We start from the raw sequence: 24655 nt of genomic DNA, 5'->3' as shown, positions 1-24655 counted from the left end.
AAGTAACTTATTAAACTATAAATTATTTTTTTATTTTACATAAAGAATAATTATTGCGTTTATGATTTTATACTCTTTTATTCTTAAAAGATGCATTTAAATTAATATATATAAATATAAATATAATTAATTTGTGATTAATTAGGTAAAACAACTAAATTTTTAATTGTATTACAATTCCTTTTATTAAATTGAATGATAATGATTATAATTATCATTCAATAATTTAATTAAGGAGTGTTTATGAAAAAAACGTTACTCTATCTAGTTGTTACCTCGATAGTTTTTTTTAATAATAAAGCTATATCTGAAGATGTTCTTTATGTGATTGAAAAAAAAGAAGAAAAAATTAATGAAAAAACATTAAATTCAGAACAATTGGAAAAAGATTTAATATTTAACATGGAAGATATTGTTCGCCATCTTCCTGGTGTCGGTGTCTCATCCGAAGGACGTTTTGGTAATAATGGATATGCAATAAGAGGTGTTGATAAAGATCGTGTTGCTATACAGGTTGATGATATCCCTCAAGCAGAAACTTTCGATAATACCATTTATAAAGGTTATGGTTATTTTAATGGAAGTATGAATGATATCGAAACAGAACATTTAAAGTCTGTAATTATATCTAAGGGTGCTGATTCTATATTTTCAGGTAGTGGAGCATTAGGTGGGGCTGTAAAATACGTTACTAAAGATCCTGCTGATTTGATTAGTGAAGGCAATTGGGGATTTGTTTCTCGTAGTGTTTATACTTCTAAAAATAATGAAAAAATGCAAACGATCGGTATTGCAACTTCCCAACAAGATGTAGAAGGGATGCTCTTATATGTTTATCGTAATGGACATGAAACTAATAATTATAAACATGAAAATGATATATTTGGTTCTGCTAGAGGAACACCAGATCCTCAAGAAAAAACGCGTCATTCTTTACTATCAAAGATTAATCTATTAGGTATTCAAAACCATAAAATAGGTGCTACTTTTGAATACAGTGAGGGTAAAACATATACAGATGAAAAATCTTGGTACTTATTTTCTTCCTATTACCGTACTGGTGATGATTTATCAAAAAAAATTAGATATACACTCTCTGATACGTGGACTCCAGAAAGATATATTGACAGTATGACGACAAGCTTTAATTGGCAAAAAATAGAACAAAAAGCATTTAGCTCTACGTTTGATGAACATTATAATGGTCATTATTATGATATTTTTGAAGAAAATAGTAGGAATATCATTCAATATGGTAGGTTTATTAATAATGAAATAGTATTAATGCCATTATCTTTATTTAATACAACGCACTCATTAGCACTACGAACTTCATATTCTACAAAAACACTTAACAATAAAAATACAGATACTAAATATCTAGGAAAGCCTAAAGTACCTTATCAATCTAATTATAGCATCATCAGACCTGTATATACTCAAGATATTAGTATTGCTTTTGTTGATGAAATAAAAATGTTTGATGACAAATTAAATGTAGTTTTAGGCAGTAGATATGATAATGTTTCTCATCATACAGATAACGCTAAATTATCTTTAGCGAAAGATAGCGATCTCACCGATAATCATTATCAGGCTTTATCTTTGGCATTATCAACCAGTTATAACATAACACCAAATTATACTTTCCAATATAAAATTGGGCAAGGTTTTCGTATTCCAACAGCTCAAGAGCTTTATTTTGATTATGGAGGTAATGATGCTCGTAATCGCTTAGAGCCTAACCCTAATTTAAAGCAAGAAAAAGGATTAAGTAATGAAATATCATTAAGTTATAATAATGATAAATTATTTAATAAAGTAAATGTATATTATACTAAATACAATAACTTTATTGATCTTAAGCAGAGCGAAAAGCAAGTTCCTAATCCGTGGTATGATCCTAATATGGGCGATAGTTATTGGAATAAACCAACATTACCACAAAATCATCTTCAATATAGTAATGTTGCCTCAGCATACGTTTATGGTTTTGAGCTAACGAATGAAATTCGGCTTTCTAAAATATTCGGCTTAGATAATACATATATATTGCGTAATACATTTAACTATACACGCGGAAAAGATGCTTCTGGAGATTCATTACTTTCTGTACAACCTTTTAAATGGGTTTCTTCCTTATCTTACGATAATGCGGATAAAAAATATGGTGCAGGGATATTTATGACTTATTCAGCACGAAAAGAAGGTAATCAAGCAATACGGAATGGTCGTGAATGGCCATATCTTAGTGATTCTTATACTGTATTTGACACAACAGCTTACTATAATGTAAATAAAAATATTGTATTGCGTGCTGGGGTTTTTAATTTATTTAATAGAAAATATAGTACTTGGGATGCATTAAGAAGTTTGCCAGAATTTGGTACAACAAATCAAATAGATCGTGATCGTCTTGGTTTACAACGTTTTACTGCTCCTGGGCGTAATTTTTCTATGGATATATCATTGTATTTCTAATGCTGAATTGATAGGCAACTATTTAGTTTATTACAATTTATTAAAGCCTCTTAAATGAGGCTTTAATAAGATCATTTATATAATATTATAATTAAATTGGTAGGTAGGTTATTTTATATATTAGTTGATTTGTTTTTTTTCTGTTGCCAAAAGCGAAAAAGGTAAGTTAATCCAATAATAATTAGATAAATAATAGGCTCTGGTGTTGGCGATTTTAATGATAAAAAATAATGAATACAGACTAATAATAAGAGTGGATAAAATAGACTATGTATTCTTTTCCATTCTTGATTAAATTTATTTTTTAACCAATCAAATGAACTTATAGCCATCAATAATAAAATTATCCAACATAAAGTACCTATAATAAGATAAATACGGGAAAAAACTTCGCTAAAAAAGAAAGTAATATTTTCCCAACCTATTTCAAGTAGCAGATAACTTGCTAAATGTAAATTAGCCCAAAAAAAACACCATAACCCTAATAGTTTTCTTACTTGAAATAATGTGTTTAATTTTAAGCAAAAGGCAACCATAGGGATCAGAGCTAATATAATTAATAAACGTAACGTTGTAATTCCAGTAAAATGCTGAATATCTTTTGAAGGATCTGCGCTGAAATTTTGCGTATAAATTGTATAAATAAGCCAAGTGAAAGCCAATAAACCAATAAGATGGAATATGGTTTTTAATAATTTAACTTCTATTCCATATACTGGTTTCATTAGAAATTTCTCCGTAAATCTAAATCTTTATATAAATGTGCGACTTGGTCGCCATAGCCATTGAACAATAATGTTGGTTGTCTTGTAACTTGACCTAATCCACCTGTGCCTATAAAGCGTTCTGTTGCTTGTGACCAACGAGGATGGCTAACATCTGGATTAACATTTGCATAAAAACCATATTCATGTGGTGCCGAAAGATTCCACGTTGTTGGTGGGATTGACTCAGTTAAACGAATTTTGACAATGGATTTGATCCCCTTAAATCCATATTTCCACGGAACAACAAGGCGAATAGGTGCACCATTTTGGTTTGGCAAGGATTTTCCATATACCCCTGTCGCCAATAATGTGAGTGGATTCATCGCTTCATCGAGTCTTAATCCCTCGACATACGGGTATTGCAAACCGCCGCCAATGAAGCGACTATCTTGTCCGCGCATCTCCTGTGGTGCATAACGCGTTTCAAAGGCAACATATTTTGCACGACTATTGGGTTCAACCAAAGAAAGTAAGCTTGCTAATGGAAAACCGACCCAAGGAATGACCATCGACCATGCTTCAACACAACGCATACGATAGATGCGTTCTTCTAATTGAAATTTATGATTAATATCGTCTAAGTTTAAAGTAAGTGGGCGATTAACTTCACCATCAATAGTTAATGTCCATTCTTCTGTTTTCATTGTGTGTGCATACTTAGCAGGATCGGATTTATTAAGGCCAAATTCATAAAAATTGTTATATCCGATTACTTTATCTTCATGAGTTAATTGTAATGAAGATTGATATTCTTCAGGTTGAATAAATTGTAATTCTTTACGGGACGATTTTGGTGTTGTTGGTTTGTTATCTTCAGTAAGCCATGAAAATAAATCGGCTTTTACAGTGGATGAAACCGCTATTCCAGCAGCGCCGATGCCTAATAATTTTAGTAAATTACGTCGTTTCATCATAAAAACAGATTCAGGTGTAATTTCTGATAGGTTATTTTTCCTGTTTTTTTTCATGATGTTACCTCTACATAATTAAGAAGATATTTGATTGATAAGTTAATTATGCAGAGATGTTTTATAAAAAAGCTGACAAAAAGATGACAATTTTGTCATATCGCGTAATTAGCATGGAAAGGTTAAAATAAATACATTATGTTTTCCAATACGCTCGTAACTGACTTTACCCTCATGTAATGTCATAATCGCTTGTACAATTGATAAACCTAAACCATTTCCATCTGTTGTTCTTGCATTATCACCACGCCAAAAACGAGTAAATATTTGTTCATGTTGATTCAATTCATCACCAATATTGCTGATACAAATCAGTAACTGATTTTTTTCTTTTTTACATTGAGTGATGACTTGTGTATTAGCGGGAGAATATTTAATTGCATTTGATATGAGATTCATTAATATGCGAGTAAAAAGTAAGTGATCTGCACTAACTGTTAATGTTGTAGGCTCTTTTAATAAGGTAATCTGTTTTTCTTCTGCATAAAATGAAAATAGGTTATAAATTTCATCAATTAGATCCGATAAATTCAAGCTTTCTCTATTTAAAATGATATTTTTATTTTCAGCACGAGCGATAAATAAAACATTTTCAATTATTTTTGCAAGTTTATCCAATTCTTCAATATTACTAATAATAATTGATTCATATTCTTCTGCGCTACGAGAGCGTTGTAACAAAATTTCATTTTGAACTTTTATAGCGTTAATGGGGGTTCTGAGTTCATGAGCCAAGTCATCTGCTAATTGAGTTAGCTTTACAAAATCATTTTTTAACCTTTTTCTCATTATATTTAATGAGTCACCTAAACTTTTCAGCTCATTGGGAAGTTGTGAGATATTTATGGTTTGGTTAAGAGTATGTATGTCTGTTTTAGCTGTAATTTGGCTAAGAATACGGATATCTCTTAATCCATGTTTAATTAACCAAAAACTTAATATACCCATAAATAAAATAGAAGCTAATGAGATAATCAATATCTTACTTAAATATTCGCTTAGCATACTGATGCGCACAAAGGATGCTTTGGCGATCACTACATTTAACACGCCTATTGGTGATTCTATTGTAAAGTTAATAGCTGAAACAGGAACACCTGATTCTGTTTCCCAGGAGGTAATCATGTTTAAATCTATATTCTTTGTATCAGTGGTTTTTAGATGATCTGCAAATAAAATATCTGAATTAGTATCAACTAAAATTTTATTATTAGCATCCGTAATATAAATAATATCTTGTTGCATATCCATCATACGTTGAAAATAGATAGGTAATGTTTTGATATCAATTCCACTATTAATTAACTTTACTAATTGGTCTGCACGATTTACAAGTAAGGTATTATCACGAGATATTAATTCATTTTTAAGTGATTGATAAAGCGTTAAAGACATAAAACCTGCATTTGCAATCATCAATATGATAAATAAAGAGATAATTTTAAATCTCAGTGACTTTGTTTTCATTATTGACTCCATTTAGCCTATATCCCATTCCTCTAACCGTTTCGATTAATTTGATTTCAAATCCATCATCAATTTTTTTTCGTAAACGACGGATAGCAACATCTACAATATTAGTATCACTATCAAAGTTAATTCCCCAAATCTCGCTTGCAATTAGTGTCCTGGGTAATATTTCATTAATATGTAAAGCAAAAAAAAGTAATAAAGAATATTCTTGGCGAGTCATTGGGATCTGTATATTATTACGCTCCACTTCATGACGAGATAAATTGATTTTTAAGTCAGCAATTTCAATAATTGTTGAAATATTTTGTTGAACTCTTAATTGATTTTTGACCCTTGCCAATAATTCTGAAAATGAGAAAGGTTTTACTAAATAATCGTTTGCACCTAATTCTAATCCTTTAACTCGGTCATCTATAGCATCCCTTGCTGTTAAACAAATCACAGGGACTGACTTTGATGTGCGTAATATTTTTAAAATATTCCAACCGTTCATTCCGGGAAGCATGATATCAAGAATAATCAATTTGTAATCATTTTCTAATGCTAAATAGAGGCCATCACGACCATCATTCGTAATATCAATAGTATATCCAGCTTCTTCTAGCCCTTTTTTAACCCAATTGGCTGTTTTTTCGTGATCTTCAATTAAGAGTATTTTCATTATGATCCTCTTAAACTCTTTAGAATAGGTAATTTGTATTATTTTAAACCAGTCATATATAGGATTAATAGAGCTAATTAAATATGATAGTTTTTACTAAAAATGACCTTGTAATAATAGATTTTAGAGACTCATTACATTGTTATTAAATAGTTTTTATGTAAAAGAGTAAATAACTAATTTTATTCCAGAAATTTTTTATGACAGTAGATTCACTCGTTTTTGTATTCTCATTCTTAAGAAAAAATTGTAAAACTTATATGTATGCGGCTAGGGTTTAGCAATGATTTATGATGAATATGCTATAAAAGTTGAAGAGGATGAATGTATTTGCTTGGTCATTGAAACTAAAAAAGGCCCACCGAAGTGAGCCTTTTTGAACTCTAAATAATCCGCGTACGATTTGCGTATGATTTAGAGTCCTATCTGTGTCAGTGTGTAGTCTTAATGATTTCGCTAACTTCTTGTTTTTGAAACCGTTGTCCTATCACTGACCCACCAAATTTGGTGGAGCTGGCGGGAGTTGAACCCGCGTCCGAAATTTCTACATCCTCGGTACTACATGCTTAGTCTATCTTTAATTTCACTTACCCACTGCGGACAGACGCGCCATGAATAAGCTAGCTTGATTAAGTTTAACGCTTTGACCCCAAGCTAGGTCTCCACGCGATCTCTTTTGGGTTTGACCTCTCTTGATCCCCGTCTTAAGAGCGGAAGCTAGGGAGAGAGGGTTCTAAACAGGTTATTAAGCTGCTAGTACTTGTTTGTAATCGTCGTTTGCGACTATTATTTTGCGGCTTTTTACGAGGCCAACCGCCCCTCGGCATGCACCTTGGGTTTCGCAAATCCCGTCGAATCCAGAATCAGCCCCAAGTTGTTAAAAGCAAGTATATCAGAAAAATACTTGTAATTGCTAGTACTTAACGCAATTTAGCGGTTGGCATTTTTCATAATACGTGCTTTGTCTAATTTCCACTCACGATCTTTAATGGTTTCACGTTTATCGTGATCTTTTTTACCCTTTGCAACGCCAATTTTGATTTTGCACCAAGCGTTTTTCCAATAAAGAGAAAGTGCAACAACGGTATAACCATCACGGTTGATTTGACCATAAAGGTTATCAAGTTCACGTTGTTTTAATAACAGTTTACGGGTACGCGTTGGGTCACAAACGACATGGCTTGATGCAACATTTAAAGGAGTAATGGTTGCACCAAAAAGATAAGCTTCGCCATCGCGCATGACGACGTAGCTATCACTGATGTTTGCTTTACCGGCACGCAGTGATTTAACTTCCCAGCCTTGTAACGACAGACCCGCTTCAATCTCATCTTCGATGAAATATTCATGGCGAGCACGTTTGTTTAACGCAATGGTCGCAGAACCAGGTTTGTGTGATTTTTTCTTTGTCATAATGTCCACATTATACTGTATGAGCAATAGAAAGAAATCATTTAACCGACTGTTTTCTTTTCAATTGCATAAAACTTAAGCTATATTCCATTAGATTTTTAATTAGTCACTGTTCAATGATATGATCCGCACAGTGTTGTCGTACAGGAATAACTATGCCTCAGATTAGTCGATCTGCTCTTGTCCCTTTTAGTACAGAGCAAATGTTTAAACTGGTTAATGATGTTCTTACTTATCCTGATTTTCTACCAGGATGCGTTGGAAGTAAACTGATCAAAAGCACACCAGAAGAAATGATTGCATCAATAAATGTCTCAAAAGCGGGAATTAGTAAAACATTTACTACCCATAACTTTTTAAAGACTAATGAGCGTGTCGATATGCGTCTTGTTGATGGCCCCTTTCGTAAATTAACTGGGGGATGGGTGTTTACCGCACTTGATGATAATGCGTGTAAGATAGAATTTCAGCTAGACTTTGAGTTCACTAATAAATTAATTGAGTTAGCTTTTGGCCGTATTTTTAAAGATTTAACGAACAATATGGTTCAAGCATTTACTCACAGAGCGAAAGAGATCTATCGTGACTAAAATATGGGTAGAGGTAACCTATGCGTTGCCCGATAAGCAGTATCTTATCCCTGTTGAACTAACGTTAGGGGACACGGTTGAACAAGCTATTATTGCTTCAAATATCTTAACAATTTGTAGTGATATTGATTTGACCAAAAATAAAGTGGGTATTTACAGTCGGCCAACAAAATTAAGCGATAATGTGCGAGATGGCGATAGAATTGAAATTTATCGACCTTTAATTGCCGATCCTAAAGAAATGCGTCGTAAACGTGCTGAGAAAGCACGACAAAAAGCGGATTAATATTATGCTTTTTGCCCAATAGGGGGAGCATCATATATTGCATTGATAGGCCGTTTGATTACAGACAGATATAATAAAAGACAACACTGTTATAAAGCAATTTCTCTTTATAAAAACACACCCCAACGTCAAATCTAACGTATGGGGTGCAATTCACTTTTGCCAATCTTATACAAAACTAAGCTTTCTTAGCACTGTAATCGCATTACGATTTTGTTGCAGGTGCTGAGAAGTTAGGCATATTGCCTTGTTTATCAATCTTAGTCAGTATGCCATTGTTATCAAAAGTCAGGGTAAGAGTCTCTTGACGTACTTTCTGATGACCAGGCTCTTCACGGAAAACATAATACCAAGTCTGGCTTCCGAAAGGATCTTTTAGCATTGGCGTACCAAGGGCAAATTGAACTTGCTGCTGTGTCATTCCTTGCTGAACTTTTGCGACTTCGGCTGGCGTTAAATAATTTCCCTGATTGATATCTGGGTGATAAACCAGTCTCTCGAACATAGAGCAACCTGAAGTCATTACGACTAAAGATAAGGCGACAACTTTTAACAGTTTAAAACGCATGGTTATTACATTCCTTTTAGGGTCATAGTGACGATGATAATCGACAACGCAGCAATTGAAAACCTTTCACGCTCTGCCTATGACCCTAAATATCAATAAAAGTTTGTTAATCGTTATGCAGCCAACAAATCTTTCGCATTTGCTAGGGTATTTTTGGTGACTTCACTACCTGCTAATAAACGAGCGAGCTCTTGTAAACGCTCTTTTTTCGATAACAATTTCATTGTTGTTTCAGTTTCTTCACCATTTGTCTCTTTGTTGACGAAATAGTGTTGGTGACCACAACCTGCAACTTGAGGCAAGTGAGTGACACACATAACTTGAGTAGACTCGCCTAACTCACGTAGTAATTTACCTACAATAGCCGCCGTTGGACCACTGATACCCACATCAACTTCATCAAAAATAAGTGCTGGGGTATCCATTTTTTTTGCTGTGATCACTTGGATTGCGAGTGCAATACGTGATAACTCACCCCCTGAAGCGACTTTAGAAAGTGCTTGATGGGGTTGCCCTGGGTTTGTGGTGACATTAAATTCAACTTTTGTGGCACCATCGATTTGTAGTGAGCTGTCATCAAAATGGGTATCAACAGTGAAATAACCATGTGGCATTGATAACTGATGCATACTGTTAGTGATAAGTTGGCTTAATTCACTCGCATATTGTTGGCGAACTTGGTGCAGTTGTTTTGCGACATCTAATGCAATTAAATGATCAGCTTTGACTTGTTCTATTAAAGCCTCACAATCATCATTTTGACGAAGTAGGGCATTTTTCTCTTCAATTAATTGCTGATGAAGATCATAGAGTTCTTCAGGTGCGACGCGGTGTTTACGCGACAAACTAATATACTTAGACATGCGTTTTTCTACTTCAAATAAGCGATTAGGGTCCATCTCTAAGCGATCGCTATAGTGACGAAGTTCATCACTCACTTCACTAATTTGGATAGTAGCTTCTTCTAGCATCTCTAATAATGAATTGAACTGACTTTCCATTGAGGTTAGTTCAGTAATTTCATGTTTAGCCACATTGAGCATACTTAAAATATTTTGCTCTTCGTTGTCACTTAAAATTTGTAAACTATTTTGGCTTAGCGTTAAAAACTGACCACAGTTAGAAAGGCGTTTATATTCTTGATCTAATTCTGGGTATTCACCTTGCACTGGTTGAAATTCATTGAGCTCTTTTAAATGGTAATCAACCAGTTGTTGCCTTGCTTCTCGTTCTAAAGAAAGTTGTTGAAAAGCAGCTAAAGTTTGGCAACTTTGATGCCATGTTTGATAAGCCGACTTCATGTTTTTTAATAAAGCAGGTTCATGGGCATAGATATCAAGCAGTTGTTTTTGATAGCGAGGCTCTAGAAGTTGCTGGTGAGCATGTTGCCCATGAATTTGAATAAGTAATGAACCAAGCTCTCTTAATTGTGAAAGTGGTACGGAAGTGCCGTTGATAAAACCACGAGAACGCCCATCAGTAGAGATAGTTCTTCTTAATAGGCATTCGTTATGATCATCAAGATGATGTTCTTCAAGCCAGCGTTGTGCTGATGGCGTATCAGAGAGTGAGAATCGTGCACATAAATCGGCTCTAGTTGCACCTGGGCGCACCATATTGGCATCACCACGGTTACCTAAGCATAAACCTAGAGCATCAATCGCAATAGACTTACCTGCGCCAGTTTCGCCTGTAATGGTGGTCATGCCACCAGAAAAATCGATTTCAAGTTCACGGACTATGGCAAAATGACTAATGGTTAATTGAGTCAGCATAGTGCCTCTCCTGTGTATAAAAACATATCTGTAATTACATACAGTATAAACTGGTTTTTTATACAGTAAAGTAGGGAGGCACAAAAATTAGAACATTTTTTTCGACCAACCTAATTTTGAGCTGAGTGTATTAAAATAGTTGTAATCAGTAGGGTGAACTAAATTGAGCTTTTGACGACTTCTCTTAATAATAACTTCATCACCTTCTTTAATCGGTAACACTAATTGGCTATCGCAACTGACTTCATAATCGATATTTGTTTGTGAGAATTTTAAGCGAATTTGGCTATCACTGCTGATAACTAAAGGACGTGCTGATAAGGTATGTGGGAACATAGGCACAAGCGCAATAGCATCAAGGTTTGGCGTTAAAATAGGGCCACCCGCAGAAAGTGAGTAGGCGGTTGATCCCGTAGGTGTTGCGATAATTAAGCCATCAGAACGTTGAGAGAAAGCAAAGCGATCATCAATGTAAACTTCAAACTCAATCATATGGGCGACTTTACCAGGATGAAGCACGACTTCATTGATTGCTGTACCAATGCGTGTTCTTTGACCTTCAGCACAGACTCGAGCTTCAAGTAAGAACCGTTTTTCTTCGCGATAATGCCCCGCTAATACGTTAGTTAATTGCTGTAAAGCATTATCAGGATCAAGATCAGTAAGAAAACCTAAATTACCTCGGTTAACACCAATCACTTTGATATTATAACGAGATAAAACGCGCGCAGCGCCAAGCATATTGCCATCACCACCAACAACAATGACAAGGTCGGCAACTTTGCCAACTTGTGTTAAATCACCAGTTTGTGCATTTTCTAGTTTTAGTTCTTGAGCAACTTGTGTGTCAATAATAACGTCATAGCCTTGAGCCAATAGCCAATGATAGAGCATTTCATGAGTTGAAATTGCTTCAGGATGGCGTGGATGACCAACAATGCCAATGCATTTAAAGTGTTTTTCTTCCGTTACGGTATTATCTGGCATTTTTTTACCCTCGTTTTGCGCCAATTCCTTGAAACCCGTTTATTGATCCCCATAATAAACTAAATATGAAGATGAATACTAAAACTACGCGGAGATGTTCATGAGTAGTAAAGAACAAAATGTACATGAAGAGCAAGCCTCAAAAGAAAAAGAAGGAATGGGATCTGCAATGAACGAGCCTCAAGAGCCAGCAATGACCGAAGAAGCACAAGCGGACTTTAATGCTCAAGCTGAATTAGTGGAAGCATTAGCGCGTGTTGATTCTCTGGAAAAACAACTTGAGCAATCACAAAAAACAGAGCGTGAAGCGATGGCTCGTGCTCTTGCTGAAGTTGAAAATGTGCGTCGCCGTACTCAGCAAGATATTGAGAAAGCGCATAAATTTGCACTTGAGAAGTTTTCTAATGAGTTATTGCCTGTACTCGACAATTTAGAGCGTGCTTTATCTGCGGCTGATCATGAAAATGAATCATTAAAGCCAATGATTGAAGGGTTAGAATTAACTCTAAAATCATTCTTAGATGCTGTTCGTAAATTTGGTATCGAAGTGGTTGAAGAAAAAAATGTGGTATTCAACCCTGAAGTTCACCAAGCGATGACTTTAATTGATAGCCCTGAACATGAATCCAATCATGTGGTCGATGTTATGCAAAAAGGTTATACCTTAAATGGTCGTTTATTACGTCCAGCTATGGTTATCGTTTCTAAATAATATCGATAAAGCATCTGTTATCACATGTGTTATTACATGTAGATAAAGTAAACCGCACAATACGAAGATTATTAAATATTCTTGTTATTGTGCGGTTTTATGTTTTATGGGGCGTTATTATTCAATAGGATCAAGATGCCAATTAATAGGTGTACGACCTTGTTGTTGTAAAATATCATTGGCTTGTTTGAAATGACCACAACCTAAAAAGCCTCTATGGGCAGAGAGTGGTGATGGATGAGGTGCTTTTAAAATAACGTGTTTATTGGTATCAATAAAACGTCCTTTTTTCTGAGCATGGGCGCCCCAAAGTAAGAAAATAACCCCGTCCCTACGCTGATTGATCTGTTCAATTACTGCGTCAGTAAAGATTTCCCAACCATAGTTGGCATGAGAATGTGCCTGGCCTTTCTCTACTGTTAATACTGTATTAAGTAATAAAACACCTTGTTTAGCCCAGCTTTCTAAATAGCCGTGGTTGGGGCGTTTAAAATCAGGGTATTCTTTTTCAAGCTCTTTATACATATTGACTAATGAAGGAGGCGCTGGCACGCCCGGTCGTACTGAAAAAGAGAGTCCATGTGCTTGATTAGGGCCGTGATAAGGATCTTGCCCTAAAATAACTACATTCACATTATCAAAAGGCGTAAAACGAAAAGCATTAAAAATATCTTCTTGAGGTGGATAAACGATTTTACCTGCGGCTCTTTGTTGTGCGACTTGAGACATAATTTGATGAAAGTAAGGCTTCTCTTTTTCAGGGCCTATCACATCATGCCAAGTTAATGGTGTAGTCATAACTTAAAATCCTTGTTGATATCTTATAGTGTCTAAGCTTACCGATTTCATCAGGGGAATGAAAATATTACGCCCTAAAAATAAGAATTAATTGATTTCTCAACTTTTATTTGAAAATTTACAAAAAAAATTGCAAGTCAGTCATAAATGATTATTGATTTAAAACAACACTTTGCACCTTGTTGGATAAAGTGCTTATGAATTTTATTGATATTTATCAAAGAATGGCGCCATTTATACTGGTATATAAGTAGACAGAAACATTGGTTAGACCAAATACCCAAGTTCTGGTATGAGATCAGAATTTGATTTTGCGCCCACATTGGAGGTCGAAATGATTACTGGTATCCAAATTACTAAAGCTGATAACGACGATTTATTACATTCTTTCTGGTTATTAGATGATGAAAACGGCGAAGCTCGTTGCATCTGTGCTAAAAAAGGCTTTGAAGAAGGTCAAGTGATTAACCGTAAAGAGTTAGGCAATATCGAATACCGAGAAGTGCCTGTAGAATCTAAACCGGTTGTTCGTGTAGAAGGTGGTCAACACCTTAACGTTAACGTATTAAGCCGTGAAACACTGGAAGATGCTGTTAACAATCCTGAGAAATATCCTCAATTAACTATTCGTGTTTCTGGCTATGCAGTGCGTTTTAACTCTCTGACCCCAGAACAACAGCGTGATGTTATTACTCGTACTTTCACAGAAAGCCTGTAATTTTCACTAAAGTAATAAGTTAATAATAAGCTCGATATGAAAATATCGGGCTTTTTTCTATTTTTCTATATAAGACTTTTTTCTATATAAAATAAAAAAGAAGAGAGAACAACAAAAAACCGTAACTACATTATATAGCTACGGTTTTTTTATAAGATCAGAAAGAGTACAGATTATTCGTTATCAGTATTCGTTTCTTTTGCTGGTGCAGTAGGAGCCACATTTTTTTCTGTATGTTTAGCAACTGCTTTGCGACGTTTACCGATATTTTTACGATCGCGAGTCCGCACTTTCTCTTTAACCGCTTTTTTCTCTTCTTCTTTTTTCGCTTTGCGTTTAGCGAGCACTTTTTTAGAAGGTTTGAATGTTGCTTTCAGGCTTGGTGCTTTGGTTTCTGGACGTAGTTCAGCAACAACACGATATTTAATAGGCTCTTGAACGTAACGACCAATTTTCCCTAATAATGGGTGATCGTGAGCTTCAACTAATGAAATAGCGATACCTTTACGACCTGCGCGTCCTGTACGACCAATACGGTGCAAGTAAACATCGGCAGTACGAGGTAAGTCAAAGTTGAAAACGTGTGTGATGTCATCTAGATCAAGGCCACGAGAAGCAACGTCTGTTGCAACAAGCACATTCATTTTTCCTGATTCTAAACGTTTGATCGCATCGTTACGCTGTGTCTGCGCCATTTCACCTTCAAGGTAGCTACATTTAATACCTTGTTTTTCTAGCGCAGTGACAAGCTCTCTTACACGCTCTCTTTTTCGAACAAAGACAATCGATTTTTTAACATCGTCTTGCTTCAATAGTGCAGCAAGCAACGCTGTTTTATGTTCGAGATTATCAGCATGATAATAGAACTGCTGAATTTTTTTACGCTCACGGCGAGATGGATCAGCATTAAGTTCAACAGGTTCGTTGAGGATACGCTGTGCAAAATCAATAACCGCATTACCTTCTAGTGTTGCAGAGAACAGTAATGTCTGTTTGCGCCAGCGAGTTTCGCCTGCAATCGTTTCGATATCGTTAGCAAAACCCATATCTAGCATGCGGTCTGCTTCATCTAAAATCAGCATTTCTACCGCACGGCAGTCAAAGTTTTCTTCTTTGATGTACTGTAATAAACGACCTGTTGTTGCAACAACAATATCTTGGTTCTCGCTGAAGACTTCAGCGTGATTCATATAAGCAACACCGCCTGTGATAGTGGCGATATCTAAATGTGTATGCGCACATAATTCTTTTGCCTGTTCTGCAACTTGCATAGCAAGTTCGCGAGTTGGTGTTAGGATAAGAATACGTGGCGGGCCTGATTTTTTACGTGGATAATCAAGCAAGTGTTGAATTGCCGGAAGCAAAAAGGCCGCAGTTTTCCCTGTGCCTGTTGGCGCAGAGCCTAAAATATCGCGTCCATCCATTGCGGCAGGAATTGCATCTGCTTGAATAGCTGTAGGACGTTGATATCCTTTTTCTTCTAATGCGGTCAATAAACTTTCATCAAGTTCAAGACTGGAAAATGTCGTGGCTGTCATTGTATACCTCTGTTTAGGGCGCGGATTTTGACATTATCCCCCGCTAAAAGCCAGAGGATTTACCGCTATCACATTATATATTACCGATAGACGAAGGTATTTGTTGTTTTTAGGCTTAATCTAAATAAGCGTGCATCGTATACAAATAGTTTAATGTTAAGATAGGGGTTGCAGAAGCGTTATCATACCATATATCTCTTTTCCAATGACATGAATGATAAGTAATAAAAAAGAGATAGTAATACGAATCAATAGAGCCGATAGATGAATCAAAAGAAAGTGAGAAAAGCGGGACTACGTAAAGGCGGTTTTACATTTAAACAATTTTTTGTAGCTCATGATAAGTGTGAAATGAAAGTGGGTACAGATGGTGTTTTATTAGGGGCTTGGGCACCTATTGATAATGTAAAAAGAGCGCTTGATATTGGTACAGGGAGTGGATTAATTGCATTAATGCTGGCTCAGCGAGCGAATCAAATTGAGCGCCTAGATGGTATTGAACTTGATGAAAAGGCTGCATCACAAGCTACGGAAAATGCTCAAGAGTCACAATGGCGCTCACTTATTCATATCCATCATGATGATATTTATCATTATGCTGAACAAGCACAAAACAAGTATGATTTGATTGTAAGTAATCCTCCTTATTTTGAACCAGCAATTGCTTGTCGTAATGATGTTCGTGAGCAAGCACGTTATACCAAAACCTTAACGCATGAGGGATTGCTGGATAGTGCACAATCACTTATCACCAAAGATGGTTTGTTCTGTGTTGTATTACCTTACTCTATTGGTGAGCAATTTATTGAAATCGCAGAAAAAAAAGAGTGGAATATTGCAAAACGCGTTAATATTAAAGACAGTGCAGATAAATCTTATCATCGAATTTTGTTAGCATTTCAAAGACAAAATCAAAGCAGTGTTGAATGTAGTATAGATGAACTTATTATTCGTAATAATGAAGGGCACTACACTGATAAGTTTCGCTCTTGGGTGACTGACTTTTATTTATATTATTAAATCTATATTTAATAATACATTGTTTAAGATAATATATATTGTTGTAAGTAATCGTATATATTTAAATAATATCATTGTGTTATCGTTTTTTTATTGGCAAATTGCATTTTGGTTGGGTGATCACCATGATGATTTTTTTGTGATTCATCTCTTAAAATAATGATTGAATTGAACTTCATACTATTTTTGCACTCCAAGTCTTGTAGCTCATAAAACGAGAAGGAATAACGAGAGTAAATATGACGGAGTCATTTAAAAATAGTGCGAAGCTTGACTTCGGGAGAGTCCATCTCTAATGAGCGAGCAGTTAACGGACCAAATGTTGGTTGAAAAGGTACAAAATGGTGACCAGAAAGCCTTTAATTTGCTGGTTATCCGCTATCAACACAAGGTAGCAAGCCTGATTTCTCGTTATGTACCACAGGGCGATGTACCAGATGTTTCGCAAGAAGCCTTTATTAAAGCTTATCGTGCCATCGGTTCTTTTCGTGGAGATAGTGCTTTTTATACATGGCTTTATCGCATTGCTGTGAATACAGCAAAAAATTATCTGGTTGCACAGGGGCGACGTCCGCCTTCGAATGATTTAGATGCGAGTGATGTTGAAAACTTCGAATCACCAAATGCACTAAAAGAAATTTCGAACCCTGAGAATTTAATGTTGTCTGAAGAGTTACGGAGAGTAGTTTTTCACACTATAGAGTCATTACCTGAAGATTTAAGGGTTGCTATTACACTTCGGGAACTTGACGGGCTAAGCTATGAAGAGATAGCAGTCATTATGGATTGCCCTGTCGGAACAGTACGTTCACGCATTTTTAGGGCACGAGAAGCTATTGATAATAAGGTTCAACCATTAATACAAGAGTTTTAATTGTAGGTGAACCATCATTGACTGAAGGGTACTTTTATATGCAAAAAGAAAAACTTTCTGCATTTATGGATGGCGAAGTTCTTGATAAAGAATTAATGGGTACAATTGCTCGTGATGACTCTATGAAAGAGACATGGCAACGCTACCATTTAATTCGTGACACAATGCGTGGTGATGTAGGTGAAGTAGTCCACTTCGATATCGCAAGTCGCGTTGCGCTCGCTTTAGAGAATGAACCTGTTCGCATAAGTCCTGAACAACAACGAGAGCAGCAACCTGCGCCATCACAATGGCGTCAGCACTCTTTCTTACAAACGTTACGTCCTTGGGCGAGTCAGTTAACTCAAATCGGTGTCGCGGCTTGTGTTTCATTAGCTGTTATTGTTGGTGTTCAGCAATATAATGGAAAAAGTGGTTCTGAAGATTTCCAAATAGATACACCTGTATTTAATACTCAACCTATTATGGGTTCAGGTTCGCCTGTAAGTTTAAATCTTCAAAACGATACTTTAGGTAAAGACCAGCAAACACGTTTACAAGAGCGTAATCAGCGCCTTGGATTAATGTTGCAACAGTATGAGTTAGATCGTCGTATCTATAATGCACCACAAAATGAAGCACCAATCAGCGCTCAAGGTGAAACTCAACCTGTAGTAGCACAGTAATAATAGATGTGAATGTATAAATAACGTGTGGGAATGAAACAGTCGTAATGAAAAAATCATGGTTATCCACCTTATTGCTGGTGGGCAGCCTGTCAATGCCGATACAAGCCTTGGCGCAACCTCAAACAGGTAGTGTCGAGGCTTTGTTGCAAAAGATGGGTCAGACAAGTCAAAGCTCTACCTATGAATTATCTTTTATCAATATCAATTCTCAAGGTATTGTTCCTATTCGCTACCGTCACACTCTGATTGATGGCAAACCACTTGCACAATTAATGCAAATGGATAGTACTCGCCGTGAAATTGTTCAACGTGGCGATGAAATCAGCTATTTTGAACCCGGCTTAGATGCCTTCAGCTTAAGAAATGATCATATCGTTGATTATATTCCTTCAATCATTTACCAAGATTTCAATGAGTTATCGGGTTATTATAATTTTATTGATGCAGGCAGAACGCATATTGGTGATATTCCAAGCCGAGTTGTTCGTGTGCTATCGAAAAACAATGACCGCTACGATTATGTCTTGTTTATTGATGAGGAAAGATATCTGCCTTTAAGAGTCGATCTGTTAGATAAGAATAATGACATCATTGAACAATTTCGAGTGATCACGGTTAATGAAGGAAGTGAAGTCGGAACTGAGCTTAATTCATTACGTACTGTCAATATGCCTCCTTTATTACTTGTACCAAAAGCTAAGCCATTGGTTTATAACTGGTCGGTTAGTCAATTACCAGAAGGTTTTAAAGAGGTAAAACGCAGTAACCATCAGATCTCTGAAACTGAGTTTAGTCAGTCGATTTTATTTAGCGATGGCTTATTTGACTTTTCTATTTATGTTAATAAAAGTGGTCAACAGGTTAATTCGCCCGAACGCGATAAAATGTTAAGGTATGGTCGTAATACAATTTATACCTATGACAAAGAAGGTAATGAAATTACCTTTATTGGTCAGTTACCGTTTCCTACGGCACAAGCAATAGTTAATAGTGTTGTATTTACGAAAAAGTAAAAGGGTATAAGTTATGGTTAAAGAGTGGGCAACAGTTATACATTGGCATGAAGGACGTGCGTTATTACACTACGGCTCTTCTTCTGGCTGTGGTAGTTGCCAAGCTCGCGCTGCCTGTGGCTCTTATTTATTAAATAAAATAGGGCCAGAGACAGTTCATCAACTTGAACTTCCTGTTGCACAACCTTTAGTCGAAGGGCAAAAAGTGGAAGTGGGTATTCCTGAAAATAATCTACTTCTTTCCGCAATGCTGGTGTATTTAACACCACTTATTGGCTTATTTATTGTCGCAGGCATTGCGAGCCTTTGGTTTTCGAGTGAATTTGCTATTTTTTGCAGTGGACTTGTGGGGGGAGCCCTCGGTTTTTTATTTGCAAAAAAAGTAGCAACTTGGTGGAGCCAAGATGAAGGTTTTGAACCTATTGTATTGCAAATAGGGCTTCCACCTCATGAGCTTAAAGTTCAATTTCAAGAGTAATGAGTTGATTGAAGAGATGGGGCATTTGCCCCATTATTTTTATCATGCCGCTTTTGTAATAATACTCATCTTAAATTAACGTATTTTTTATCTAGAAAACACTCGCAAAAAATTACAAATAAATGCAAGTCTTAGCATAAATGTTTGTGTTTGATGAACGTTTCTTTGAGTATAATGTCTCTAGTGTGTAGAATGCGTCATCAATAATAACTCCTGCAATATAGAGTTTTCGCTTTGTGTCCATGAATGACTCCAAAGCCAGATTTATAGAGCAAAGCAATAGAGAAAAATAATTTCAGAATGAAAAACATACGTAACTTTTCCATTATCGCACATATTGACCACGGTAAATCGACGTTATCAGATCGAATTATTCAAATTTGTGGTGGCTTATCAGATCGTGAAATGGCTGCGCAGGTTCTTGATTCTATGGATCTTGAGCGTGAACGTGGTATTACAATCAAAGCGCAAAGCGTAACCTTGAATTACACCGCTGATGACGGTGAAGTTTATCAGCTTAACTTTATCGATACCCCAGGACACGTTGACTTCTCTTATGAAGTATCTCGTTCACTTGCTGCGTGTGAAGGTGCCTTATTGGTCGTAGATGCTGGGCAAGGGGTTGAAGCGCAAACATTAGCTAACTGCTATACAGCGATGGATATGGATCTCACCGTCGTTCCTGTTTTAAATAAAATAGATTTACCAGCAGCAGAGCCTGAGCGTGTTGCTGAAGAGATTGAAGACATTGTGGGGATTGATGCCACAGATGCAGTGCGTTGCTCTGCAAAAACAGGTATTGGTGTTAAAGAAGTTATCGAGCGTCTTGTTAAAGAAATTCCAGCGCCTGAAGGTGATGCAGATGCTCCATTACAAGCTCTGATTATTGACTCTTGGTTTGATAACTACCTTGGTGTTGTCTCATTGATCCGTGTTAAAAACGGTAAAGTCAGCAAAGGCGATAAAATCAAGGTAATGAGTACCGGGCAGATTTATAACATTGATCGTATTGGTATTTTTACACCAAAACAAATTGATACGACATCATTAAATTGTGGCGAAGTAGGCTGGGTTGTTTGTGGTATTAAAGATATTTTAGGTGCGCCTGTTGGGGATACCTTAACAGCATCCCAAAAACCAGCAGATAAACCATTACCTGGCTTTAAAAAAGTTAAGCCACAGGTTTATGCGGGTTTATTCCCAATTAGCTCTGACGACTATGAGTCATTCCGTGATGCATTAGGTAAATTAAGCCTGAATGATGCTTCATTATTCTATGAGCCAGAAAGCTCAACCGCGTTAGGTTTTGGTTTCCGTTGTGGTTTCTTGGGTCTTCTGCACATGGAGATCATTCAAGAACGTTTAGAACGTGAATATGATCTTGACCTGATTACAACGGCTCCAACCGTAGTTTATGAAGTTGAAATGACTAACGGTGATATTGTATTAGTGGATAGCCCATCTAAATTACCACCACTAAATAATATTGAAGAAATCAGAGAGCCTATTGCTGAATGTCATATGTTATTACCGCAAGAATATTTAGGTAATGTAATTACTTTATGTATCGAAAAACGCGGCGTTCAAACCAATATGGTCTATCATGGTAATCAGGTTTCATTGACTTATGAAATTCCGATGGCTGAAGTGGTATTAGATTTCTTTGACCGTTTAAAATCAACATCACGCGGTTATGCTTCTTTAGACTATAACTTTATCCGCTTCCAAGGCTCTAACATGGTACGTGTAGATGTCTTAATTAATGGTGATCGCGTTGATGCTTTAGCATTGATTACACATAACGATAATGCGCCTTATCGTGGTCGTGAGCTGGTGGAAAAAATGAAAGAATTTATTCCACGTCAACAGTTTGATATCGCCATCCAAGCGGCAATTGGTAACCACATTATTGCTCGTTCAACTGTTAAACAGTTACGTAAAAACGTATTAGCCAAATGTTATGGCGGTGACGTTAGCCGTAAGAAGAAACTGTTACAGAAACAGAAAGATGGTAAAAAACGTATGAAGCAAATTGGTAACGTAGAGCTACCACAAGAAGCGTTTTTAGCCATCCTTCATGTTGGTAAAGATAAATAATTTAAGGAGAAAACATGGCTAACACGTTTGCCTTGATCCTAACGCTGGCAACGCTAATAACGGGAGTTTTTTGGGGAATTGAGCGCTTTAAGCTCAAGCCTGCCCGAAAAGCAAAACTAAAGCGTCTTCAAGAGATGACGCAAGGGACCGAGGATCAGCAAGAGTTAGCAAAATCAATTAATAAGCCAAGCTGGGCGGAGACATTAGGCTCTTTATTCCCTGTCTTGATTATTGTTTTGGTTCTGCGTTCATTTGTGTATGAGCCGTTTCAAATACCTTCTCGCTCCATGATGCCAACCTTGTTGGTTGGCGATTTTATCTTGGTTGAAAAATTTGCTTATGGATTAAAAGATCCAATTACACAGACAACGTTAATTAATACAGGGAAGCCAAAACGAGGTGATATTGCAGTATTTAAATATCCTCGTGATCCTTCTACTGATTTTATTAAACGTGTTATTGGATTACCGGGCGATAAAATTGTTTATGATATGATGTCGAAAAAACTTCATGTCTATCCAAATTGTGATAAAGCCATTTGCAATGAAGAAATTTCAGTAAATTACGGTACTGCTTACCCAAGTGAATGGACGTTGTTATTACAAAATGTACCGGGCGGCCAGCGTATTAATGGTATGAAATCTATTCCAATTGAGGAGCCTATTTCAACAGCAACTCAATTACGTGAAGAAGAAAGGGTAGAAACTATTGATAAAGTCTCTCACCGTATTATGACAATACCTGGTGATATGACGATGCCAGAGTTTATTCAACCTGGATTACCTGTCGGTACGTGGATTGTTCCTGAAGGCCATTACTTTATGATGGGTGATAATCGAGACGGTAGCTCTGATAGTCGATTCTGGGGCTTTGTCCCAGAGAAGAACTTAGTCGGTAAAGCGACAACAATCTGGATGAGCTTTGAAAAAGTAGAGAATGAATGGCCAACAGGCGTTCGTTTTAGCCGTATCGGTGGCATTAAGTAATAATTAACAAAATAGCGACAGCATTCCTTTTTATCTAAGTGTAGAATAAGTCGCTTCTTTAAATATGATTGGCCCCTGTTATTGACAGGGGTCAGTGCAAACGCAACAGTTCTGTTATCCAACTCGATAATTTCTCGTTGTCTTAAACAGATTTGTTGCGTGTGCTTCAAATTAAGTTATGGAAATTGATCGCACATGAATACTTTATTAGTAAACCAGTTACAAAAGAAACTGGGCTATACTTTTACGCAAAATGAATTACTACTACAGGCTTTAACGCATCGTAGTGCCAGCAGTAAACATAATGAACGTTTAGAATTTTTAGGTGATTCAATTCTAAGCTATGTGATTGCTAACGCACTTTATCATCGCTTTCCTCGTGTTGATGAAGGTGATATGAGCCGAATGAGAGCAACACTTGTTCGTGGGAATACACTCGCTGAGTTAGCGCGTGAATTTGAACTAGGCGAATGTCTACGTTTAGGCCCTGGGGAATTAAAAAGCGGTGGTTTTCGTCGCGAATCAATTTTAGCGGATACGGTGGAAGCTTTAATTGGTGCCATTTTCCTCGATAGTGATATTCAAAATATTGAAAAAATTATTTTAAATTGGTATGAGAATCGTTTGGCTGAAATCAGTCCGGGCGATAAGCAAAAAGATCCTAAAACTCGTTTGCAAGAGTATCTGCAAGGCCGTCATTTACCATTACCTTCTTATATTGTGGTGCAGGTTCGTGGCGAAGCCCATGATCAAGAGTTTACGATCCATTGTCAGATAAGCGGTATCGAACAACCTGTCAAAGGGATGGGTACAAGCCGTCGTAAAGCTGAACAGGCCGCTGCTGAACAGGCATTAATACAACTGGAGCTTGAATGAGCGAAGAACAAACCTATTGCGGATTTATTGCGATAGTCGGTCGCCCAAATGTGGGGAAATCAACACTACTGAACCAATTACTGGGACAGAAAGTTTCTATTACATCACGTAAACCGCAAACTACGCGTCACCGTATCATGGGTATTGATACAGATGGTGCTTACCAAGCGATTTATGTGGATACACCGGGCTTGCATATTGAAGAAAAGCGAGCCATCAACAGACTGATGAATCGTGCAGCAAGCAGTTCAATCGGTGATGTTGAGTTGGTTATTTTCGTTGTTGAAGGCACCAACTGGACGCCTGACGATGAAATGGTATTAAATAAATTAAAATCATTACGTTGCCCTGTTTTATTAGCAATTAATAAAGTGGATAACGTGACTGATAAAACCAAGTTACTTCCACACATTGGCTTTTTAAGTCAACAAATGGATTTTCTTGATGTTGTACCAATCAGTGCTGAAAAAGACATGAATATCGATACGATTGCGAAAATCGTACGTAAATGTTTACCAGAAGCGACTCATCATTTCCCTGAAGATTATATTACTGATCGCTCTCAGCGTTTTATGGCGTCAGAAATTATTCGTGAGAAACTGATGCGTTTTTTAGGTGAAGAATTGCCTTATTCTGTCACGGTTGAAATCGAACAATTCGTTACCAATGAACGTGGTGGTTATGACATCCACGGATTAATTCTGGTTGAGCGTGAAGGCCAGAAGAAAATGGTTATTGGTAATAAAGGTGCGAAAATCAAGAAAATTGGTACTGAAGCCCGTATGGATATGGAAGACTTATTTGAAAACAAAGTTCACTTAGAACTTTGGGTGAAAGTCAAAGCGGGTTGGGCTGATGATGAACGTGCTTTACGTAGCCTTGGCTATGTGGACGATTTAAAGTAGGTA

24 protein-coding genes and 1 other RNA gene are annotated in these 24655 nt (G+C 36.5%); 14 read left to right on the top strand and 11 right to left on the bottom strand.

The genetic code is table 11. The features are described 5' to 3' along the window. Positions 1-243: 243 nt before the first annotated feature. Positions 244-2481, top strand: a complete 2238-nt coding sequence (locus C0T34_RS04275) for a TonB-dependent hemoglobin/transferrin/lactoferrin family receptor (RefSeq protein WP_098942266.1) — start codon at positions 244-246, stop codon at positions 2479-2481. 113 nt (positions 2482-2594) lie between these two features. Here the strand turns inward: C0T34_RS04275 and C0T34_RS04270 are convergent, their stop codons facing one another. From C0T34_RS04270 to smpB, 6 genes are all read right to left on the bottom strand, one after another. Continuing rightward, a complete protein-coding gene (locus C0T34_RS04270) occupies positions 2595-3206 on the bottom strand; it encodes a protein-methionine-sulfoxide reductase heme-binding subunit MsrQ (protein WP_109849741.1) in 612 nt (203 codons plus the stop codon). Beyond that, a complete protein-coding gene (gene msrP, locus C0T34_RS04265; RefSeq protein ID WP_098942268.1) occupies positions 3206-4216 on the bottom strand; it encodes a protein-methionine-sulfoxide reductase catalytic subunit MsrP in 1011 nt (336 codons plus the stop codon). Before msrP ends, C0T34_RS04270 begins: the two co-directional genes overlap by 1 nt. Before the next feature lie 108 nt (positions 4217-4324). Next, positions 4325-5683 carry a heavy metal sensor histidine kinase gene (locus tag C0T34_RS04260; protein ID WP_109849740.1) on the bottom strand — a complete coding sequence of 453 codons (1359 nt, stop codon included), beginning with the start codon at positions 5681-5683 and terminating at the stop codon, positions 4325-4327. Next, positions 5658-6350, bottom strand: coding sequence for a response regulator transcription factor HprR (gene hprR, locus C0T34_RS04255; protein WP_098942270.1), 693 nt, complete (start codon positions 6348-6350; stop codon positions 5658-5660). Before hprR ends, C0T34_RS04260 begins: the two co-directional genes overlap by 26 nt. Positions 6351-6855: 505 nt before the next feature. After that, positions 6856-7221, bottom strand: a transfer-messenger RNA (tmRNA) gene (ssrA, locus tag C0T34_RS04250). Between the two features lie 59 nt (positions 7222-7280). Continuing rightward, positions 7281-7763 (bottom strand): SsrA-binding protein SmpB, encoded by a 483-nt coding sequence (gene smpB, locus C0T34_RS04245; RefSeq protein WP_072068734.1) that lies wholly within the window; start codon positions 7761-7763, stop codon positions 7281-7283. A gap of 155 nt (positions 7764-7918) precedes the next feature. Between smpB and C0T34_RS04240 the strand changes: the two genes are divergently transcribed. Together C0T34_RS04240 and C0T34_RS04235 are read left to right on the top strand one after the other, a co-directional pair. After that, on the top strand, positions 7919-8353 hold the full coding sequence (locus C0T34_RS04240) for an SRPBCC family protein (RefSeq protein ID WP_006533588.1): 435 nt from the start codon (positions 7919-7921) through the stop codon (positions 8351-8353). Further along, positions 8346-8639, top strand: coding sequence for an RnfH family protein (locus C0T34_RS04235; protein ID WP_075673656.1), 294 nt, complete (start codon positions 8346-8348; stop codon positions 8637-8639). Before C0T34_RS04240 ends, C0T34_RS04235 begins: the two co-directional genes overlap by 8 nt. A gap of 205 nt (positions 8640-8844) precedes the next feature. Here C0T34_RS04235 and bamE read toward each other — a convergent pair whose 3' ends face one another. From bamE to nadK, 3 genes are all read right to left on the bottom strand, one after another. Continuing rightward, a complete protein-coding gene (gene bamE, locus C0T34_RS04230) occupies positions 8845-9207 on the bottom strand; it encodes an outer membrane protein assembly factor BamE (RefSeq protein WP_109849739.1) in 363 nt (120 codons plus the stop codon). Positions 9208-9320: 113 nt separating this feature from the next. Next, on the bottom strand, positions 9321-10982 hold the full coding sequence (gene recN / locus C0T34_RS04225) for a DNA repair protein RecN (protein ID WP_109849738.1): 1662 nt from the start codon (positions 10980-10982) through the stop codon (positions 9321-9323). A gap of 87 nt (positions 10983-11069) precedes the next feature. Then, positions 11070-11969, bottom strand: coding sequence for an NAD(+) kinase (gene nadK / locus C0T34_RS04220; protein WP_083629114.1), 900 nt, complete (start codon positions 11967-11969; stop codon positions 11070-11072). A 100-nt stretch (positions 11970-12069) separates the two neighbouring features. Between nadK and grpE the strand changes: the two genes are divergently transcribed. Next, positions 12070-12681, top strand: a complete 612-nt coding sequence (grpE, locus tag C0T34_RS04215; RefSeq protein WP_098942272.1) for a nucleotide exchange factor GrpE — start codon at positions 12070-12072, stop codon at positions 12679-12681. 117 nt (positions 12682-12798) lie between these two features. On the opposite strand, the gene ung is transcribed toward grpE, so the two are convergent. After that, the gene (gene ung, locus C0T34_RS04210) at positions 12799-13479 is read right to left on the bottom strand and encodes a uracil-DNA glycosylase (protein WP_109849737.1); all 681 of its coding nucleotides are present in this window, start codon (positions 13477-13479) and stop codon (positions 12799-12801) included. A 334-nt stretch (positions 13480-13813) separates the two neighbouring features. Between ung and grcA the strand changes: the two genes are divergently transcribed. Further along, on the top strand, positions 13814-14197 hold the full coding sequence (grcA, locus tag C0T34_RS04200; protein ID WP_023581591.1) for an autonomous glycyl radical cofactor GrcA: 384 nt from the start codon (positions 13814-13816) through the stop codon (positions 14195-14197). 173 nt (positions 14198-14370) lie between these two features. On the opposite strand, the gene srmB is transcribed toward grcA, so the two are convergent. Further along, a complete protein-coding gene (srmB, locus tag C0T34_RS04195; protein ID WP_109849736.1) occupies positions 14371-15735 on the bottom strand; it encodes an ATP-dependent RNA helicase SrmB in 1365 nt (454 codons plus the stop codon). 264 nt (positions 15736-15999) lie between these two features. Here srmB and C0T34_RS04190 point away from each other — a divergent pair, with 264 nt between their 5' ends. The 9 genes from C0T34_RS04190 to era all read left to right on the top strand — a co-directional run bounded on the left by C0T34_RS04190 (position 16000) and on the right by era (position 24652). Continuing rightward, positions 16000-16755: a tRNA1(Val) (adenine(37)-N6)-methyltransferase gene (locus tag C0T34_RS04190; RefSeq protein WP_109849735.1), complete on the top strand. Its 756-nt coding sequence runs from the start codon at positions 16000-16002 to the stop codon at positions 16753-16755. A gap of 295 nt (positions 16756-17050) precedes the next feature. Next, on the top strand, positions 17051-17629 hold the full coding sequence (gene rpoE / locus C0T34_RS04185; protein ID WP_006533574.1) for an RNA polymerase sigma factor RpoE: 579 nt from the start codon (positions 17051-17053) through the stop codon (positions 17627-17629). A gap of 38 nt (positions 17630-17667) precedes the next feature. Then, positions 17668-18294 carry an anti-sigma-E factor RseA gene (gene rseA / locus C0T34_RS04180; protein ID WP_098942277.1) on the top strand — a complete coding sequence of 209 codons (627 nt, stop codon included), beginning with the start codon at positions 17668-17670 and terminating at the stop codon, positions 18292-18294. Between the two features lie 47 nt (positions 18295-18341). Beyond that, complete coding sequence (gene rseB, locus C0T34_RS04175; protein WP_098942278.1) at positions 18342-19310, top strand: sigma-E factor regulatory protein RseB; 969 nt, start codon at positions 18342-18344, stop codon at positions 19308-19310. A 13-nt stretch (positions 19311-19323) separates the two neighbouring features. Beyond that, complete coding sequence (gene rseC, locus C0T34_RS04170) at positions 19324-19788, top strand: SoxR-reducing system protein RseC (RefSeq protein ID WP_109849734.1); 465 nt, start codon at positions 19324-19326, stop codon at positions 19786-19788. Between the two features lie 300 nt (positions 19789-20088). Further along, positions 20089-21885, top strand: a complete 1797-nt coding sequence (lepA, locus tag C0T34_RS04165; RefSeq protein WP_109849733.1) for a translation elongation factor 4 — start codon at positions 20089-20091, stop codon at positions 21883-21885. A gap of 14 nt (positions 21886-21899) precedes the next feature. Further along, positions 21900-22871: a signal peptidase I gene (gene lepB, locus C0T34_RS04160; protein ID WP_098942281.1), complete on the top strand. Its 972-nt coding sequence runs from the start codon at positions 21900-21902 to the stop codon at positions 22869-22871. Positions 22872-23066: 195 nt separating this feature from the next. After that, the gene (rnc, locus tag C0T34_RS04155) at positions 23067-23747 is read left to right on the top strand and encodes a ribonuclease III (RefSeq protein ID WP_069367822.1); all 681 of its coding nucleotides are present in this window, start codon (positions 23067-23069) and stop codon (positions 23745-23747) included. Then, positions 23744-24652, top strand: a complete 909-nt coding sequence (era, locus tag C0T34_RS04150) for a GTPase Era (RefSeq protein ID WP_023581601.1) — start codon at positions 23744-23746, stop codon at positions 24650-24652. The genes rnc and era overlap by 4 nt, the downstream gene beginning before the upstream one ends. The last annotated feature ends 3 nt before the right edge of the window (positions 24653-24655 follow it).

Source organism: Proteus sp. CA142267 (assembly GCF_003336825.1).
GTDB classification, from domain to species: domain Bacteria; phylum Pseudomonadota; class Gammaproteobacteria; order Enterobacterales; family Enterobacteriaceae; genus Proteus; species Proteus terrae.
This window is presented reverse-complemented; position numbering and strand designations above follow the sequence as displayed.